This is a genomic window from Streptomyces sp. NPDC045968, assembly GCF_056430475.1.
In genome coordinates this window covers 1,148,094-1,164,429 of sequence record NZ_JBWKLF010000001.1, presented here as the reverse complement: position 1 = coordinate 1,164,429, position 16,336 = coordinate 1,148,094, and the positions used below count along the sequence as shown (strand labels likewise).

At 70.4% G+C, this 16,336-nt stretch carries 16 protein-coding genes; 7 read left to right on the top strand and 9 right to left on the bottom strand.

Annotated elements, in window-relative coordinates:
- The first annotated feature begins 9 nt into the window (after positions 1-9).
- Positions 10-981, top strand: a complete 972-nt coding sequence (locus AC07FA_RS05060) for a COX15/CtaA family protein (protein WP_479073273.1) — start codon at positions 10-12, stop codon at positions 979-981.
- Between the two features lie 27 nt (positions 982-1,008).
- Here AC07FA_RS05060 and AC07FA_RS05055 read toward each other — a convergent pair whose 3' ends face one another.
- The 3 genes from AC07FA_RS05055 to AC07FA_RS05045 all read right to left on the bottom strand — a co-directional run bounded on the left by AC07FA_RS05055 (position 1,009) and on the right by AC07FA_RS05045 (position 3,639).
- On the bottom strand, positions 1,009-2,145 hold the full coding sequence (locus AC07FA_RS05055) for an amidohydrolase family protein (RefSeq protein ID WP_479073272.1): 1,137 nt from the start codon (positions 2,143-2,145) through the stop codon (positions 1,009-1,011).
- A gap of 86 nt (positions 2,146-2,231) precedes the next feature.
- The gene (locus AC07FA_RS05050; protein ID WP_479073271.1) at positions 2,232-2,588 is read right to left on the bottom strand and encodes a hypothetical protein; all 357 of its coding nucleotides are present in this window, start codon (positions 2,586-2,588) and stop codon (positions 2,232-2,234) included.
- A 97-nt stretch (positions 2,589-2,685) separates the two neighbouring features.
- Positions 2,686-3,639: a heme o synthase gene (locus AC07FA_RS05045; protein ID WP_479073270.1), complete on the bottom strand. Its 954-nt coding sequence runs from the start codon at positions 3,637-3,639 to the stop codon at positions 2,686-2,688.
- A gap of 286 nt (positions 3,640-3,925) precedes the next feature.
- Here AC07FA_RS05045 and tkt point away from each other — a divergent pair, with 286 nt between their 5' ends.
- From tkt to AC07FA_RS05015, 6 genes are all read left to right on the top strand, one after another.
- Complete coding sequence (gene tkt, locus AC07FA_RS05040) at positions 3,926-6,013, top strand: transketolase (protein WP_479073269.1); 2,088 nt, start codon at positions 3,926-3,928, stop codon at positions 6,011-6,013.
- Between the two features lie 34 nt (positions 6,014-6,047).
- Positions 6,048-7,166 (top strand): transaldolase, encoded by a 1,119-nt coding sequence (tal, locus tag AC07FA_RS05035; protein ID WP_479073268.1) that lies wholly within the window; start codon positions 6,048-6,050, stop codon positions 7,164-7,166.
- A gap of 5 nt (positions 7,167-7,171) precedes the next feature.
- A complete protein-coding gene (zwf, locus tag AC07FA_RS05030; protein ID WP_479073267.1) occupies positions 7,172-8,704 on the top strand; it encodes a glucose-6-phosphate dehydrogenase in 1,533 nt (510 codons plus the stop codon).
- On the top strand, positions 8,701-9,732 hold the full coding sequence (opcA, locus tag AC07FA_RS05025) for a glucose-6-phosphate dehydrogenase assembly protein OpcA (protein WP_479073266.1): 1,032 nt from the start codon (positions 8,701-8,703) through the stop codon (positions 9,730-9,732). The genes zwf and opcA overlap by 4 nt, the downstream gene beginning before the upstream one ends.
- On the top strand, positions 9,729-10,511 hold the full coding sequence (gene pgl / locus AC07FA_RS05020; protein WP_479073265.1) for a 6-phosphogluconolactonase: 783 nt from the start codon (positions 9,729-9,731) through the stop codon (positions 10,509-10,511). The genes opcA and pgl overlap by 4 nt, the downstream gene beginning before the upstream one ends.
- A 79-nt stretch (positions 10,512-10,590) precedes the next feature.
- Complete coding sequence (locus tag AC07FA_RS05015; protein WP_479073264.1) at positions 10,591-10,956, top strand: VOC family protein; 366 nt, start codon at positions 10,591-10,593, stop codon at positions 10,954-10,956.
- On the opposite strand, the gene AC07FA_RS05010 is transcribed toward AC07FA_RS05015, so the two are convergent.
- The 6 genes from AC07FA_RS05010 to tpiA all read right to left on the bottom strand — a co-directional run bounded on the left by AC07FA_RS05010 (position 10,953) and on the right by tpiA (position 16,336).
- Positions 10,953-12,452 (bottom strand): PH domain-containing protein, encoded by a 1,500-nt coding sequence (locus AC07FA_RS05010; RefSeq protein WP_479073263.1) that lies wholly within the window; start codon positions 12,450-12,452, stop codon positions 10,953-10,955. The genes AC07FA_RS05015 and AC07FA_RS05010 overlap by 4 nt on opposite strands.
- Positions 12,449-12,952, bottom strand: a complete 504-nt coding sequence (locus AC07FA_RS05005; protein WP_479073262.1) for a PH domain-containing protein — start codon at positions 12,950-12,952, stop codon at positions 12,449-12,451. The genes AC07FA_RS05010 and AC07FA_RS05005 overlap by 4 nt, the downstream gene beginning before the upstream one ends.
- A 5-nt stretch (positions 12,953-12,957) precedes the next feature.
- Positions 12,958-14,610 carry a glucose-6-phosphate isomerase gene (gene pgi, locus AC07FA_RS05000; RefSeq protein ID WP_479073261.1) on the bottom strand — a complete coding sequence of 551 codons (1,653 nt, stop codon included), beginning with the start codon at positions 14,608-14,610 and terminating at the stop codon, positions 12,958-12,960.
- 154 nt (positions 14,611-14,764) lie between these two features.
- Positions 14,765-15,100 carry an RNA polymerase-binding protein RbpA gene (locus AC07FA_RS04995; RefSeq protein WP_136207022.1) on the bottom strand — a complete coding sequence of 112 codons (336 nt, stop codon included), beginning with the start codon at positions 15,098-15,100 and terminating at the stop codon, positions 14,765-14,767.
- A gap of 109 nt (positions 15,101-15,209) precedes the next feature.
- The gene (gene secG, locus AC07FA_RS04990) at positions 15,210-15,440 is read right to left on the bottom strand and encodes a preprotein translocase subunit SecG (protein ID WP_362842466.1); all 231 of its coding nucleotides are present in this window, start codon (positions 15,438-15,440) and stop codon (positions 15,210-15,212) included.
- A gap of 119 nt (positions 15,441-15,559) precedes the next feature.
- The gene (gene tpiA / locus AC07FA_RS04985) at positions 15,560-16,336 is read right to left on the bottom strand and encodes a triose-phosphate isomerase (protein WP_479073260.1); all 777 of its coding nucleotides are present in this window, start codon (positions 16,334-16,336) and stop codon (positions 15,560-15,562) included.

The window sequence follows — 16,336 nt, the reverse complement described above, 5'->3', positions numbered from 1 at the left end:
CCGCCTACGATGGTTCGCGTGGAAACCCCCCTCTCCTACATCGCCAAGCGCTGGACTCCGTCGACCGAGGTGGTCCGGCGCGCCGCTCTCACCGCAGTCGTGATGAGCGTGTTCATCATCGTCACGGGTGGCGCCGTCCGGCTGACCGGTTCCGGTCTGGGCTGCGACACCTGGCCCAAGTGCACGGACGACAGCCTCTTCGCGACGCCCGAGCAGGGGCTGCACGGCGCGATCGAGTTCGGCAACCGGATGCTCACCTACGTCCTGTCGGCCGCCGTCGGCTGGGCGATCATCGCGGTACGTTCCGCCAAGCCCCGGCGCCGCACACTGACCCGGCTCGCCTGGTCGCAGTTCTGGCTCGTGATGGGGAACGCCGTGATCGGCGGAATCACGGTCTGGGCCGGCCTCAACCCGTGGACGGTGGCCGGTCACTTCCTGCTCGCCAACTGTCTGCTCGCCGTCGCCGTCATCACCTGGGTGCGGATCGGTGAGGGCGACGGCGCGCCGCGCCCGCGCGCCCCCCGGCCGGTGCGCGGCCTGTCCTGGGCGATCCTCGTCACCACGGTGCTCCTGATCGCGCTCGGCACGACGGTGACCGGCTCCGGCAAGCACGCCGGTGACAACAGCGACGTACCGCGCATGCCGTGGGACTGGGCCGCCGCCGCGCACGTGCACGCCATCGCCGCCTGGGTCGTCTGCGCCCTGGCCATCGCCATGTGGCTGGCGCTTCGGGTGGTGGACGCCCCCGTCGACACCCGTGCGCGCGCCCGTGACCTGCTGATCGTGCTGCTGGCGCAGGGTGCGGTCGGTTACGTGCAGTACTTCAGCGACGTCCCCGAGATCCTGGTCGGCGTCCATATGCTCGGCTCCGCGCTGATGTGGATCGCCGTGCTGCGACTGTTCCTGAGCATGCGGGAGCGTCCGCAGGTCACGGCCGGCGTCCCCGTGCGGGAGACCCCCGCCGTCACCGTCGCGAGCTGAACCCGGCCGGCCCCCGTTCCGCGGGGGTCAGCCGTCCAGCCCGTACACCCGCCGCGCGTTGCCCGAACCGATCAGTCCGGCCACCCGCGCCGCGTCCTCACGTGACCACGCGCCGTCCGTCACCCAGCCGCCCAGCACCCGGCCGAGCGCCTCGCGGAACTGCCGCGCCCCCACCACATGGAGCTCGGGCAGTGCCCGCGCCCCGCTGGAGTACAGCAGTTTGCCGAACGGGGCCAGCTCCAGGATCTCCGCCAGCACGGCCCCGGCGCGCGCTCCCGTACGGGCGAGCGCGGGGCCCAGATCGGCGTAGACGTGCGGGTGCTCGGCCGCCAGCTGGGCGGCGCGCCGGTGGTGCGGATAGCCGTGCAGCAGCACCAGGTCGGTGCCGAGACCGGCGGTGGCGGTGGCGAATCCCGCCAGCCGTGCCGGGTCGGCGGTGCCCAGGTGGAGCTGGAGCGGCAGACCGCAGGCGACCGCGCTCCACAGCAGATGCCCCAGCAGTACGGGGTCGGACGGCGGCCCGCAGCCGGTGCGGCGGCCTCCCGCGCCACTGCGGGCCGCGCGGCGTCCGGCCTCCCGGCCCGCGAGCCACCGCCCGGCCGCCGTGCGCACCTCCCCCGGGCCCGGGGGCCCGGCGTCATCGGCCGGGGCGTGGCGTGCGCCGGCCACGGAGGTGAAGGCGACGGCGGAGACGGAGGCCGCGTGGACGGCCTCGGCGAGGTTCACCAGAAAGGTGTCGACGGTGCCGGAGGTGTCGGCGACCTGTTCGGCCAGCAGTTCCAGCTGTACGGCCTCCCGGGCGTCGGCCCCGGCCGCCGACGCGATCTCGGCGGGACCCGTGAGGTCTCCGGGAAGCCCGGTGTCGACGAGGTACGTGGAGACACCGGTGGCGCGCAGCAGACGGCGGGTGGTCTCCACGACGCCCAGCTCCCTGCGCCGCGCGAGGTAGAGCGCGGGCGCGCAGTGCGCCTCCAGGTCCAGCAGGGGCGGGCACCAGCGGCGTACGGCGAAGCCGGTCTGGGTGTCGAAGAAGGTGGTGCCCGGAGCGGGCCCGGAACCGGCCGTGGACAGCTGGGCCTCGAAGGTGGCGAGGCCCAGCTCGGCGCGGAGCACCCCGTGGCAGTGCTGATCGACCAGGTCCGCCACGGGCAGTGTGTCGGTCATCCGGGGCTCCCTGCGATGGCGTGCGTATGCACCGCCTAACGGGTGAGCCCCGTGTCAGGTGTTGCCCGTGTGCTGCCCCGAACGGCTCAGCGGTTGTCGGAGGGCCCGCCGAGCTGGATGCCGGCCATACGGGTCCACTCGTACGGTCCTGTGCGGATCTTGGCGCCCAGGTCGCCGTCGGTGCTCTCGTGCAGCGTGATCCCGGACTTCCGCGCCGCGCTCTCGGCCACCGCGTACGAGGGAGCGACGAGGTCACCCCAGAGGCCGTCCTGGCCGACGAGGACGATGGCCGTACCCCCCTGTCCGATGTGGGTGAGGTAGCCCTCGGCGCCCCCGTGCGCCTTGGCGAACGCGCCGATCTGCTTGGCGAGCCTCGCCGCCCTGCGCTCCGCGCGGGCCGCCTGCTTGCTGTCCACCTGCTGGGTCTCTGCCGTCTCTGCCATGCCTTGGATGCTACCGAGCGGTAGATCAACTGGCGACGGGCGGGCCACGTGGTCTGTGCCACGTGACCCGCCCGTCGGCGGAAGCGTCTGCGCCGGGTTATCGCAGGAAGGGGTCCACCGCGACGGCGACGAAGAGGAGCGAGACGTAGGTGATGGACCAGTGGAACAGCCGCATCTCCTTCAGCTTGGCGCCGGTCACTCCGGACTTGGCCCGGCTCTGCAGGCCGTGCGCCTCCCAGAGCCAGAAGCCGCCGGTCAGGAGGGCCACCGCCGTGTAGAACCAGCCGGTGTAGCCGAGCGGGGTCAGCAGCAGCGACACCGCCACCATCACCCAGCTGTAGATGACGATCTGGCGGGCGACCACCTGATTGGTGGCGATGACCGGAAGCATCGGGACGCCGACCCGGGCGTAGTCCTCCTTCACCTTCATCGACAGCGGCCAGTAATGCGGCGGCGTCCAGAAGAAGATGACGGCGAAAAGAATGACCGCGGCCCACGAGAGGGAATTGGTCACGGCGGACCAGCCGATGAGAACCGGCATGCAGCCGGCGATCCCGCCCCAGACGATGTTCTGCGAGGTCCGGCGCTTCAGCAGCATCGTGTAGACGACGACGTAGAAGAGCAGTGCCCCGAGCGCCAGCGCCGCCGAGAGCCAGTTGACGAGCAGACCGAACCAGACCGTGGAAATCACCGCGAGCGAGATACCGAATATCAGGCACTCGACGGGGCTCACCATGCCCGTGACCAACGGACGCTGCGAGGTGCGGTCCATCAGCGCGTCGATGTCGCGGTCGATGTACATGTTCAGCGCATTGGCACCGCCCGCGGAGAGATATCCGCCGATGGTGGTAGTGAGTACGAGCCACAGGTCTGGAACACCTTGAGCGGCGAGGAACATCACCGGAACGGTGGTGATCAGCAGCAGCTCGATGATCCGCGGCTTGGTCAACGCCACGAATGCCTTGATGCGGGCCCCGAACGGGCGATGGCCCCCTGGGCTCGGAGTCAAGGCGACCCCTGCGGGTCGGGACTCGACGGCCGTCACGCACACCCCTGACAGAGAAATCCCAGCAAGCTCCGGGAGTGAAGGCCCGGTAAAGACTTGCGCGAACCAGACCACTGTAGACGTTGCGGATACGCCGCCCTTCGCGGGGGTGCGCTCGTGTTGGAGTGGCGCGGTATTCAACGGGCACCCTCCGTCAGGAGGCGAAGTCCGCAGGTCGCCGTCACCCTGGTAACGACTCGAAAGCAGCGCGTTGTGTCGGGGGTAGGCTCGACATCGCCCGGTGCGGTAACAGCCACCGGCTTACGACAGTGGAGAGGAGCCCTGACTCAGGGTGAGCACCAAGCCGACCACCACAGACCTCCAGTGGACCGAATTGGACCAGCGGGCCGTGGACACTGTCCGTGTCCTCGCCGCGGACGCCGTACAGAAGGTCGGAAACGGCCACCCTGGTACGGCGATGAGCCTGGCTCCAGCCGCGTACACCCTCTTCCAGAAGGTGATGCGGCACGACCCCGCGGACGCGGAGTGGCCCGGGCGTGACAGGTTCGTGCTCTCCGCCGGCCACTCCAGCCTGACCCTCTACATCCAGCTCTACCTGGCCGGATACGGCCTGGAGCTCGAGGACCTCAAGGCGTTCCGCACCTGGGGTTCCAAGACCCCGGGCCACCCGGAGTACGGCCACACGACGGGCGTGGAGACGACGACCGGGCCGCTCGGCCAGGGTGTCGCAAACGCCGTCGGTATGGCCATGGCCGCCCGTTACGAGCGCGGCCTCTTCGACCCGGAGGCGGCCCCCGGCACCTCCCCGTTCGACCACGACGTCTACGTCATCGCCGGTGACGGCTGCCTCCAGGAGGGCATCTCCGCGGAGGCGTCCTCGCTGGCCGGGCACCAGAAGCTCGGCAACCTCGTCCTGCTGTGGGACGACAACCACATCTCGATCGAGGGCGACACGGAGACCGCGGTCTCCGAGGACACGCTCAAGCGGTACGAGGCGTACGGCTGGCACGTCCAGCGCGTCGAGCAGCTGCCCAGCGGCGACCTCGACCCCGCGGGCCTCTACAAGGCGCTCCAGGCCGCCAAGGCCGAGACGGAGCGTCCGTCGTTCATCGCGGCCCGCTCGATCATCGCCTGGCCCGCCCCGAACGCCCAGGACACCGAGGCCGCGCACGGCTCGGCGCTCGGCGACGACGAGGTCGCGGCCACGAAGCGGGTCCTCGGCTTCGACCCCGAGAAGAGCTTCGAGGTCTCGGACGAGGTCATCGCGCACACCCGCGAGGCGCTGGACCGCGGCCGTGAGGTCAAGGCCGAGTGGGAGAAGTCCCTCGCCGCGTGGCGTACCGCCAACCCGGAGCGCGCCGCCGAGTTCGACCGGATCTCCACGGGCGAGCTGCCCGAGGGCTGGGAAGAGAAGCTGCCGGTGTTCGAGCCCGGCAAGAGCGTCGCCACCCGCGCCGCCTCCGGCAAGGTGCTCCAGGCCCTGGGTGACGTCATCCCCGAGCTGTGGGGCGGCTCCGCCGACCTGGCGGGCTCGAACAACACGACGATCGACAAGACGTCGTCGTTCCTCCCGGCGGGCAACCCGCTGCCCGAGGCCGACCCGTACGGCCGGACGATCCACTTCGGCATCCGCGAGCACGCCATGGCCGCCGCCATGAACGGCATCGCGCTGCACGGCCACACCCGCATCTACGGCGGCACCTTCCTGGTGTTCTCCGACTACATGCGCAACGCCGTGCGCCTGTCCGCGCTGATGCACCTTCCGGTGACGTACGTGTGGACGCACGACTCCATCGGTCTCGGCGAGGACGGCCCGACCCACCAGCCGGTGGAGCACCTGGCCTCGCTGCGCGCGATCCCGGGCCTGAACGTCGTGCGCCCGGCCGACGCGAACGAGACCACCATCGCCTGGCGCGAGATCCTGCGCCGCTACACCAAGGTGTTCGGCAAGGGCGCTCCGCACGGTCTGGCACTGACCCGGCAGGGTGTGCCGACGTACGAGGCGAACGAGGACGCCGCCAAGGGCGGTTACGTGCTCTTCGACGCCGAGGGCGGCGAGCCCCAGGTCGTCCTGATCGGCACGGGCTCCGAGGTGCACCTGGCCGTCGAGGCGCGCGAGCAGCTCCAGGCCGACGGTGTGCCGACGCGTGTCGTGTCGATGCCGTGCGTCGAGTGGTTCGAGGAGCAGGACCAGGCGTACAAGGACAGCGTTCTGCCGCCGTCCGTGAAGGCGCGTGTCGCCGTCGAGGCGGGCATCGGCCTGACCTGGCACCGGTACGTCGGTGACGCCGGCCGGATCGTCTCGCTGGAGCACTTCGGTGCCTCCGCCGACGCGAAGGTCCTCTTCCGCGAGTTCGGCTTCACCGCCGAGCACGTCGCTGCCGCCGCCCGGGAATCCCTGGCCGCCAGCGCGCGCTGACGCCGGTATACGACTAGTAGGAGATGCATTTCCCATGACAGACGCACTCAAGCGCCTCTCCGACGAGGGCGTGGCGATCTGGCTCGACGACCTGTCGCGCAAGCGGATCACGTCCGGCAACCTCGCCGAGCTGATCGACCAGCAGCACGTCGTCGGTGTCACCACGAACCCGTCGATCTTCCAGAAGGCGATCTCGCACGGTGACGGTTACGAGCAGCAGCTCACCGACCTCGCCGCCCGCAAGGTCACCGTGGACGAGGCCATCCGCATGATCACGACGGCGGACGTCCGCGACGCCGCCGACATCCTGCGTCCGGTCTTCGACGCGACGGACGGCCAGGACGGCCGGGTCTCCATCGAGGTCGACCCGCGCCTGGCGCACAACACCCTGGCCACGGTCGCCGAGGCCAAGCAGCTCGCCTGGCTGGTGGACCGGCCGAACACGCTCATCAAGATCCCGGCGACGAAGGCCGGCCTGCCCGCGATCACCGAGGTCATCGGCCGGGGCATCAGCGTGAACGTGACGCTGATCTTCTCGCTGGAGCGCTACCGCGAGGTGATGGAGGCCTACCTGTCGGGCCTGGAGAAGGCGAAGGCCGCGGGCCTGGACCTCTCGAAGATCCACTCGGTCGCCTCGTTCTTCGTGTCCCGCGTGGACACCGAGATCGACAAGCGTCTCGACGCGATCGGCGGCGACGAGGCCAAGGCCGCCAAGGGCAAGTCCGCCCTCGCCAACGCGCGCCTGGCCTACGAGGCGTACGAGGAGGTCTTCGCGGGCGACCGCTGGGCCGCCCTGGACAAGGCGCAGGCCAACAAGCAGCGCCCGCTGTGGGCCTCCACCGGCGTGAAGGACCCGTCCCTCAAGGACACCCTGTACGTCGACGAGCTCGTCGCCCCGAACACGGTCAACACCATGCCGGAGGCCACGCTCGACGCGGTCGCCGACCACGGTGAGATCACCGGCAACACCATCGCGGGCAGCTACGACCAGGGCCGTGCCGACCTCGAAGCGATCAAGAAGCTCGGGGTCAGCTACGACGAGGTCGTCCAGCTCCTCGAGGACGAGGGCGTCGAGAAGTTCGAGGCGTCCTGGATCGACCTGCTCAACTCCACCGAGGCGGAACTCAAGCGCCTCGCCCCTTCGGAGGGCTGACCACCTTGTCTGGTGTTCCCGGAGCCAACCCGCTTCGTGACGCCCAGGACCGACGGCTCCCGCGTATCGCGGGGCCGTCGGGCCTGGTCATCTTCGGCGTCACGGGCGATTTGTCCCGCAAAAAGCTGATGCCCGCTGTCTACGACCTGGCCAATCGCGGTCTGCTGCCGCCGGGCTTCTCGCTCATCGGCTTCGCCCGTCGCGAGTGGCAGAACGAGGACTTCGCACAGGAGGTCCACGACGCCGTTAAGCAGCACGCCCGTACGCCGTTCCGTGAAGAGGTCTGGCAGCAGCTCATCCAGGGGATGCGCTTCGTCCAGGGCAACTTCGACGACGACGAGGCCTTCGAGACCCTGAAGGCCACCATCCAGGAGCTCGACAAGGCACAGGGCACGGGCGGCAACTTCGCCTTCTACCTGTCCGTGCCGCCGAAGTTCTTCCCGCAGGTCGTCCAGCAGCTCAAGAAGCACGGGCTCGCCGACCAGAAGGAAGGCTCCTGGCGGCGTGCCGTCATCGAGAAGCCGTTCGGTCACGACCTCACCAGCGCGCAGGAGCTCAACCAGCTCGTGCACGACGTGTTCCCGCCCAACGAGGTCTTCCGGATCGACCACTACCTGGGCAAGGAGACGGTCCAGAACATCCTGGCGCTGCGCTTCGCCAACACGATGTTCGAGCCGATCTGGAACCGGTCCTACGTGGACCACGTGCAGATCACGATGGCCGAGGACATCGGTATCGGCGGCCGGGCCGGTTACTACGACGGCATCGGCGCGGCCCGTGACGTCATCCAGAACCACCTGCTCCAGCTGCTCGCGCTGACGGCGATGGAGGAGCCCGGCTCCTTCCACCCCAAGGCCCTGGTCGCCGAGAAGCTCAAGGTGCTCACGGCGGTGGAGCTGCCGGACGACCTGGGCAAGCACACCGTGCGGGGCCAGTACTGCCACGCCTGGCAGGGCGGCGAAGAGGTCCTCGGCTATCTGGAGGAGGACGGCATCGACCCCAAGTCGACGACCGACACCTTCGCCGCGATCAAGCTGACGATCAACAACCGCCGCTGGGCGGGCGTCCCGTTCTACCTCCGTACCGGAAAGCGGCTCGGCCGCCGGGTCACGGAGATCGCGGTCGTCTTCAAGCGCGCCCCGTATCTGCCCTTCGAGTCCGGCGCGACCGAGGAGCTCGGCGGCAACGCCCTGGTCATCCGGGTCCAGCCGGACGAGGGCGTGACCGTGCGGTTCGGTTCGAAGGTGCCCGGCACCTCGATGGAGGTCCGGGACGTCACGATGGACTTCGCGTACGGCGAGTCCTTCACGGAGTCCAGCCCGGAGGCGTACGAGCGGCTCATCCTCGATGTGCTGCTCGGCGACGCCAACCTCTTCCCGCGCCACCAGGAGGTCGAACTCTCCTGGAACATCCTCGACCCGATCGAGGAGTACTGGGACAAGCACGGCAAGCCCGCTCAGTACGCGGCCGGCACCTGGGGTCCGGCCGAGGCTGACGAGATGCTCGCACGCGACGGACGGAGCTGGCGCCGGCCATGAAGATCGATCTCACGGAAACCACGTCCAGCAAGATCAATCAGGCGCTGGTGTCGGCCCGTCGTGCCATCGGCACCCCGGCCATCGGCATGGTGCTGACCCTCGTCATCGTCACCGACGAGGAGAACGCGTACGACGCCCTCAAGGCGGCGAGCGACTCCTCCCGCGAGCACCCTTCGCGGATCATCGCGGTGATCAAGCGGGTCAGCCGTTCACCGCGCAGCCGTCGTGACGCACGGCTCGACGCCGAGGTGCGGGTCGGTTCCGACTCGGGCACCGGCGAGACCGTCGTCCTGCGGCTGCACGGCGAACTGGCCAACCACGCCCAGTCGGTGGTCCTGCCGCTGCTGCTGCCGGACGCACCCGTCGTGGTGTGGTGGCCGCAGGACGCGCCCGCGGACCCGGCGAAGGACCCGCTGGGCGCGCTGGCCCAGCGCCGCATCACGGACACCTACTCGGCGGCCCGGCCGCTCGACGAGCTGGCCGTGCGCGGAGCGACGTACAGCCCCGGCGACACCGACCTGGCGTGGACCCGCATCACGCCGTGGCGTTCCATGCTGGCCGCCGCGCTCGACCAGCAGGCCGCGGAGGTCGTGGCCGCCTCTGTCGAGGGCGAGCCGGACAACGCGAGCTGCGAGCTGCTCGCCATGTGGCTCGCGGACCGGCTCGGTGTCCCGGTGGAGCGCACGCAGTCCGAAGGTCCCGGTCTCACGGCCGTCCGTATGGAGACCAGGAACGGCACCATCACGCTGCACCGGCCCGACGGTTCGCTGGCCACGCTCTCCATGCAGGGCCAGCCGGACCGCGGGGTGGCGCTCAAGCGCCGCGAGACCGCGGAGCTCCTCGCGGAGGAGCTGCGGCGCCTCGACCCGGACAACACCTACGCCTCGGCGGTGAAGTTCGGCCTGGACAAGCTGGGCGGCCCCGAGACGAAGCCGGCCGAGTCCGGGGAGAAGTCCCCGGCCGCCACCCCGGCCGCCACGGCAACGGCCGCCAAGAAGGCCGCTGCCAAGAAGGCGGCCTCGAAGTGAGCGCTCCCCAACTGGTCGTGCACCGCGACAAGGAGCTGATGGCGCAGGCCGCGGCGGCCCGGCTGATCACGAAGGTCGTGGACGCCCAGGCCGCTCGCGGATACGCCTCGGTGGTGCTGACCGGCGGGCGCAACGGCAACGGCCTGCTGGCCGCACTCGCCGCCACGCCCGCCCGGGACGCGATCGACTGGTCGCGGCTCGACCTGTGGTGGGGCGACGAGCGCTTCCTGCCCGAGGGCGATCCGGAGCGCAATGTCACGCAGGCCCGGGAGGCGCTGCTGGACTCGGTGGCGCTCGACCCGGCCCGGGTGCACGCGATGCCCGCCTCGGACGGCCCGTACGGCGACGACGCGGACGCCGCGGCGGCCGGTTACGCGGCCGAACTGGCCGCGGCCTCGGGGCCGGAGAACCACGGCCCCGTACCGACGTTCGACGTGCTGATGCTGGGCGTCGGACCGGACACGCACGTCGCCTCGCTCTTCCCGGAACTGCCCGCGGTACGGGAGACCGAGCGCACCGTCGTCGGTGTGCACGGTGCGCCCAAGCCGCCGCCCACCCGTGTCTCGCTCACGCTGCCCGCCATCCGGGCGGCGCGCGAGGTGTGGCTGCTCGCGGCGGGCGAGGACAAGGCGGAGGCCGCGGCCATCGCCCTGTCGGGCGCCGGGGAGATCCAGGCTCCGGCGGCGGGGGCGTACGGGCGCAGCCGCACCCTGTGGCTGCTGGACGCGGCGGCGGCCTCGCAGCTGCCGCGCGCGCTCTACCCGCCGGCCTCTCCCTGAGGGGACGTCAGCAAGGCTGTACGGAGGCCCGGTTCGCTCTCAGGAGCGGGCCGGGCCTCCGTTGTGAAAGTCTCGCCCCATGGTGCGTATCGGAACAGTGGTGATGGGCGCGTCGGACGTACGGCGTGCGGCGGAGTTCTGGAAGTCGGCGCTCGGCCATGTGGAGCGGGAAGCGCCGACGGACGACTGGGTGGTGCTGGTTCCGGCCGACGGCGACGGCGTGGGTCTGTCCCTGGGGCGGAGCCGGTCACCCGTGCAGGAGGTGCCCCGGGTCCATCTCGACCTGTACACCGATGAGCAGGACGCCGAGGTGGACCGGCTGCTCTCGCTCGGGGCGGTCCGTGTGGCCTGGGAGCTCTACCCGCCGGACCCGGACTTCGTGGTGCTCGCCGACCCGGAGGGCAACCGCTTCTGCGTCATCGACACCACGCGTGGTCAGGTCTAGGTCCGCTCCAGAAAGGGCTCCAGCAGACCGGGGACGGCAGCGGAGGCGAAGGCGAGGCCCTCGGACGCGTCGGTGTCGTGCGCCGTGTACGCGCCCGCTCCCGCGGCCGTCGTGGCGGTCACGCTCAGGAGCCCGGCCCTCCGCTGGAAGTAGGACTGCCGCACCGTCCAGCCGATCACCCCGGCCTGTTCCAGGGCGGCCGTGGAGCGCCGGAGCGTGCCGGAGCGGGTCACCAGGTAGCCGCCGCCGAGGGCGTGCCCCAGGGCGCGGTACGCGTCGAGGGCCAACAGGACGGCGAGCGGCAGGAACACCGCCGCGCAGGCCAGGGCGGTCCAGAGCAGGACGGGCGTCAGCAGGGCGCCGAGGACGGCCAGGACCGCTACGGGCACCAGCACGGACCACAGGGCCCAGCCCAGCCTCCGGCGGCGGGCGGCACGCGGGTGGCCGGTCAGTGCCGCGCCCGTCGGGGTCACCCGCTCCCGCAGGACGTCGGCGGCGACCGTGCCGGCGAGCTCGCGGGGCACGGCCGGCAGCAGGGTGTTGTGGGCGCCGTGCTGTTCCTCGTCGTCCTTGGCCAGGCCGGTCGTGATCGCGTCCAGCCGGGCGGCGCCCATCAGCCGGACCCCGAGCGGCTCGACGAGGTCGACCCCGCGCAGCCGCCGTTCCTCGATGGAGACCGACCGGGAGGTGAGGAGTCCGCGGCGGACCCGCAGGGTGCCGCCCGGTTCACGCTCCAGCCGGTAGCTCCACCACATCTCGACCCAGAGCCCGAGCGCGCCGACGACGCCCGCGATCGCGGCTGCGGCGACGAGGACGAGGACCGTCCAGAGCAGCGGGGTGTCGCGGAACAGGTCGCCGATCCAGGCGATCACCCGGGCCTGCGTCCCGGTCCATTCGCTGACCTGCATCACGGCACCGGCCGCCGCGCCGCCCAGCATGGGGGCGACGAAGGACACCGGTGCGTATCTGATCCACCGGAGGTCCAGAGCGACCAGCTCCCCTTCGCGGTGGCTGCCCGCCGGGCCGGTCGCGGCGCGTTCCAGGAGCAGCCTGCGCAGCCGCTCGCCCTCGGCGCGGGTCACCGGGTCGAGCTCCAGCGTCGAGTCGCCGCCCGCGTGCTCGCCGGTGCCGATCCTGACGGTCACGAGTCCGAGGAGGCGCGGCAGCGGGCGTGCCGTGAGGTCGACGCTGCGGATGCGTTCCCGGGCCAGTGAGCGTTCCTTCACCAGCAGGAGGCCGGTGTGCAGGGCGACGCGCTCGGCGCCCACCCGGTAGCGGGTGCGGCGCCAGCGTACGTGGTCGATCCCCGCCGAGCAGCCGGTGACGGCCACCACCGCGGCCGGCACCCAGACGAGGGCCGTGCCGGTCCCGAAGCGCCCGGAGAGTGCGACGGCGACCGGGACGGCCGCGCCCAGCAGCACCCCCGCCGTGACGAGTGCGGTGACCAGGACCGTACGCCGGTCCAGACGCCGCCAGTCGTCGGCGGGGGTGCTCATGTGGCGTCCCCGGGGGTGTCCTGGGTGATCCGGGTCAGCCGCTCGGCCAGCTCCGCCGCCACCTCGTGGTCGAGGCCCTCGATCCGCACGGCGCCCCTGGCGGACGCGGTGGTGACGGTGACCGTGGCGAGCCTCCAGAGCTGTTCGAGGGGGCCGCGCACGGTGTCCACGGTCTGGATCCGGGACATCGGCGCGATCCGCCACTCCTGCCGGAGGACTCCCGTGCGGACGTAGACCGCCTCGTCGGTGACCTCCCAGCGGTGCGTCCGGAACCACCAGAGGGGGAAGAGGACGGCGCAGCCCGCTCCGACCGCCGCCAGGACCGCGGCGGGCGTCAGCAGCCAGAACCGGGCGGGCCCGATGAACGCGCCGAGCACGCCCAGTACGAGCACGGGCACCGCGGTCAGCAGCAGCCACTGGGCCCGCCACCAGCCGACGGCCCTGCGGTCCAGCGTGTTGCGCGGTGGCCGCAGCCGTACCGTCCCCTCCCCCGTCACCACGCCGCTCAGCGTCCCCGCAGGGTGCGGTAGGCGGCGACGAGCGCGGCGGTGGAGCTGTCGAGCTGCTCCCCGCCGGTGCCTTCGGTCAGGACCGGCTCGATCTTCTTGGCGAGGACCTTGCCGAGCTCGACGCCCCACTGGTCGAAGGAGTCGATGTTCCAGACGGCGCCCTGGACGAAGACCTTGTGCTCGTAGAGCGCGATGAGCTGGCCGAGCACCGACGGGGTCAGCCTGTCGGCGAGGATCGTGGTGGTCGGGTGGTTGCCGCGGAACGTCTTGTGCGGCACCAGTTCCTCGGGCACGCCCTCCGCGCGGACCTCGTCCGGCGTCTTGCCGAAGGCCAGCGCCTGGGTCTGGGCGAAGAAGTTGGCCATCAGCAGATCGTGCTGGGCGACCAGTCCGGGCAGCAGATCCTCGACCGGCTCGGCGAAACCGATGAAGTCGGCGGGGATGACCTTGGTGCCCTGGTGGATCAACTGGTAGTAGGCGTGCTGGCCGTTGGTCCCGGGCGTGCCCCAGACGACCGGGCCGGTCTGCCACTCCACCGGATCGCCGTCCCGGTCCACGGACTTGCCGTTGGACTCCATGTCCAGCTGCTGCAAGTACGCGGTGAACTTGGAGAGATAGTGGCTGTAGGGCAGCACGGCGTGCGACTGCGCGTCGAAGAACCCGCCGTACCAGACGCCCAACAGGCCCAGCAGCAGCGGGGCGTTCTCCTCGGGCGGGGCGGTGCGGAAGTGCTCGTCGACGAGGTGGAAGCCGTCGAGCATCTCGCGGAAGCGCTCCGGACCGATGGCGATCATCAGGGAGAGGCCGATCGCCGAGTCGTACGAGTAGCGGCCGCCGACCCAGTCCCAGAACTCGAACATGTTGGCCGTGTCGATGCCGAAGTCGGCGACCTTCTCGGCGTTGGTCGACAGCGCCACGAAGTGCTTGGCGACGGCTTCCTGACCGGCCCTCAGGCCGGTGAGCAGCCAGTCGCGTGCGGAGGTGGCGTTGGTGATGGTCTCGATCGTGGTGAACGTCTTCGAGGCGATGACGAACAGCGTCTCGGCCGGGTCCAGGCCCTGCAGGGCCTCGTGCAGGTCGGCGCCGTCGACGTTCGACACGAAGCGGAAGGTGAGCGAGCGGTCCGTGAAGGAACGCAGCGCCTCGTACGCCATGGCGGGACCGAGGTCGGAGCCGCCGATGCCGATGTTCACGATGTTCTTGATGCGCTTGCCGGTGTGGCCGGTCCACTCCCCCGACCTGACGCGGTCGGAGAAGGCCGCCATCTTGTCCAGGACGGCGTGCACGGCGGGCACCACGTTCTCGCCGTCGACCTCGATCACGGCGTCGCGCGGAGCGCGGAGCGCGGTGTGCAGGACGGCGCGGTCCTCGGTCGTGTTGATCTTCTCGCCGCGGAACATCGCGTCCCGCAGTTCCGCGACCCCGGTGGCGGCGGCGAGCTCACGCAGCAGGCGGAGCGTCTCGTCGGTGACCAGGTTCTTGGAGTAGTCGATCAGGAGGTCGCCGACCCGGACGGTGTATTCGGTTCCGCGGTCCGGCGCGTCGGCGAACAGCTGTCGCAGCTGGGTCCCGCCGAGTTCCTCACGGTGCTTGCCGAGAGCCGTCCACTCGGGCGTCTGATTGAGCTTCGTTCGGCTTTGTGCGTTCATCCCGGGTATCAGCCCACTTCTTCTCGTACCTGCGCATGCCCCGCTGCCCCTCCAACCTAATTGATCCGGGAGGTGTGCGGCGCGAGGGCGGGATACGGCACGGGAAAAGCAGTCCGGCCGGGCACCCTGGGGGTGTCCGGCCGGTGAACGACTTCTAGATTTCGCCGCGGAGTTTCGCGAGTGCTTCGGCAAGAATGGCCTCGCCGTCCGCGTCGCTGCGCCGCTCGCGTACATACGCCAGATGCGTCTTGTACGGCTCGGTGCGCGGCGGGTCGGGCGGGCTGTCCCGGTCCTGGCCGGCCGGGAAGCCGCAGCGCGGGCAGTCCCAAGTCTCCGGTACCTGCGCGTCATGGGCGAAGCTCGGCTGCGTCTCGTGCCCGTTCGAGCACCAGAAGGAGATGCGGAGGCGCGGCGCGGACTCGCCCCGCTCGGCCTCACCCATCGGCCCCGCTCCGACCCGGCTTCCCCGGATCGCGTTGCCACTTGCCACGGTCGTAACTCCCTGCGTGATGGTGCTCGAAGATGCCCCAGTCTACGTAAGGCCCAACGCGCGTCCAGTGAAGGGAGTTACACCCTCACCGGGAATCGCGGACGCCGGGTCAGTTGTCCAGCTTCATCAGCAGACCAAGTACGACAATGCATGCGAACCACGCCAGACCGACCACCACGGTGATGCGGTCGAGGTTGCGTTCGGCGACCGAGGAGCCACCGACGGACGACTGCATACCGCCACCGAACATGTCGGAGAGGCCGCCGCCCTTTCCCTTGTGCATCAGCACCAGCAGCATCAGCAGCAGGCTGAAGACGATCAGGGCGATCGAGAACCCCATAATCACGGCTGGTCCCTACTTTCCGGAATTCCCTTGGACTGCACATACGGACAACGGGGGCCGGAGGGGTACCCCCCTCGGCCCCCGCTAGGGTACGACGGATCGGCGCTACCGCATACTCACTGGTCGCGGAAGCGGACGATCTTGACGAACTCCTCGGCGTCCAGCGCCGCGCCGCCGACCAGTGCGCCGTCCACGTCGGGCTGCGCCATGATCGCGGCGACGTTGCCGGACTTCACGGAGCCGCCGTACTGGATGCGGACGGCGTCGGCCAGCTCCTGCGAGTACAGCTCGGCCAGCCGGTGACGGATCGCTCCGCACACCTCCTGGGCGTCCTCCGGGGTGGCGACCTCGCCGGTCCCGATGGCCCAGACCGGCTCGTAGGCGATCACGATGGACTCGGCCTGCTCGGCGGGGATGTCCTTGAGGGCGCCGTCGAGCTGCGCGAGGGTGTAGGAGACCTGGTCACCGGCCTTGCGGATGTCCAGGCCCTCGCCGACGCAGAGGATCGGGGTCAGGCCGTGCTTGAACGCGGCCTTCACCTTGGCGTTGCAGATCTCGTCGTTCTCGCCGTGGTACTGACGGCGCTCGCTGTGGCCGACGGCCACGTACGCGCACTTCAGCTTGGCGAGCATGGAGCCGGAGATCTCGCCGGTGTACGCACCGGATTCGTGCGCCGAGATGTCCTGCGCGCCGTACTTGATCTTCAGTTTGTCGCCGTCCACCAGCGTCTGCACGGAGCGCAGGTCGGTGAAGGGCGGCAGGACGGCGACCTCTACGGCGTCGTAGTCCTTGTCGGCCAGGGCGAAAGCGAGCTTCTGGGTGTGGGCGATGGCCTCAAGGTGGTTGAGGTTCATCTTCCAGTTGCCCGCCATCAGCGGGGTGCGGGTAGTCAT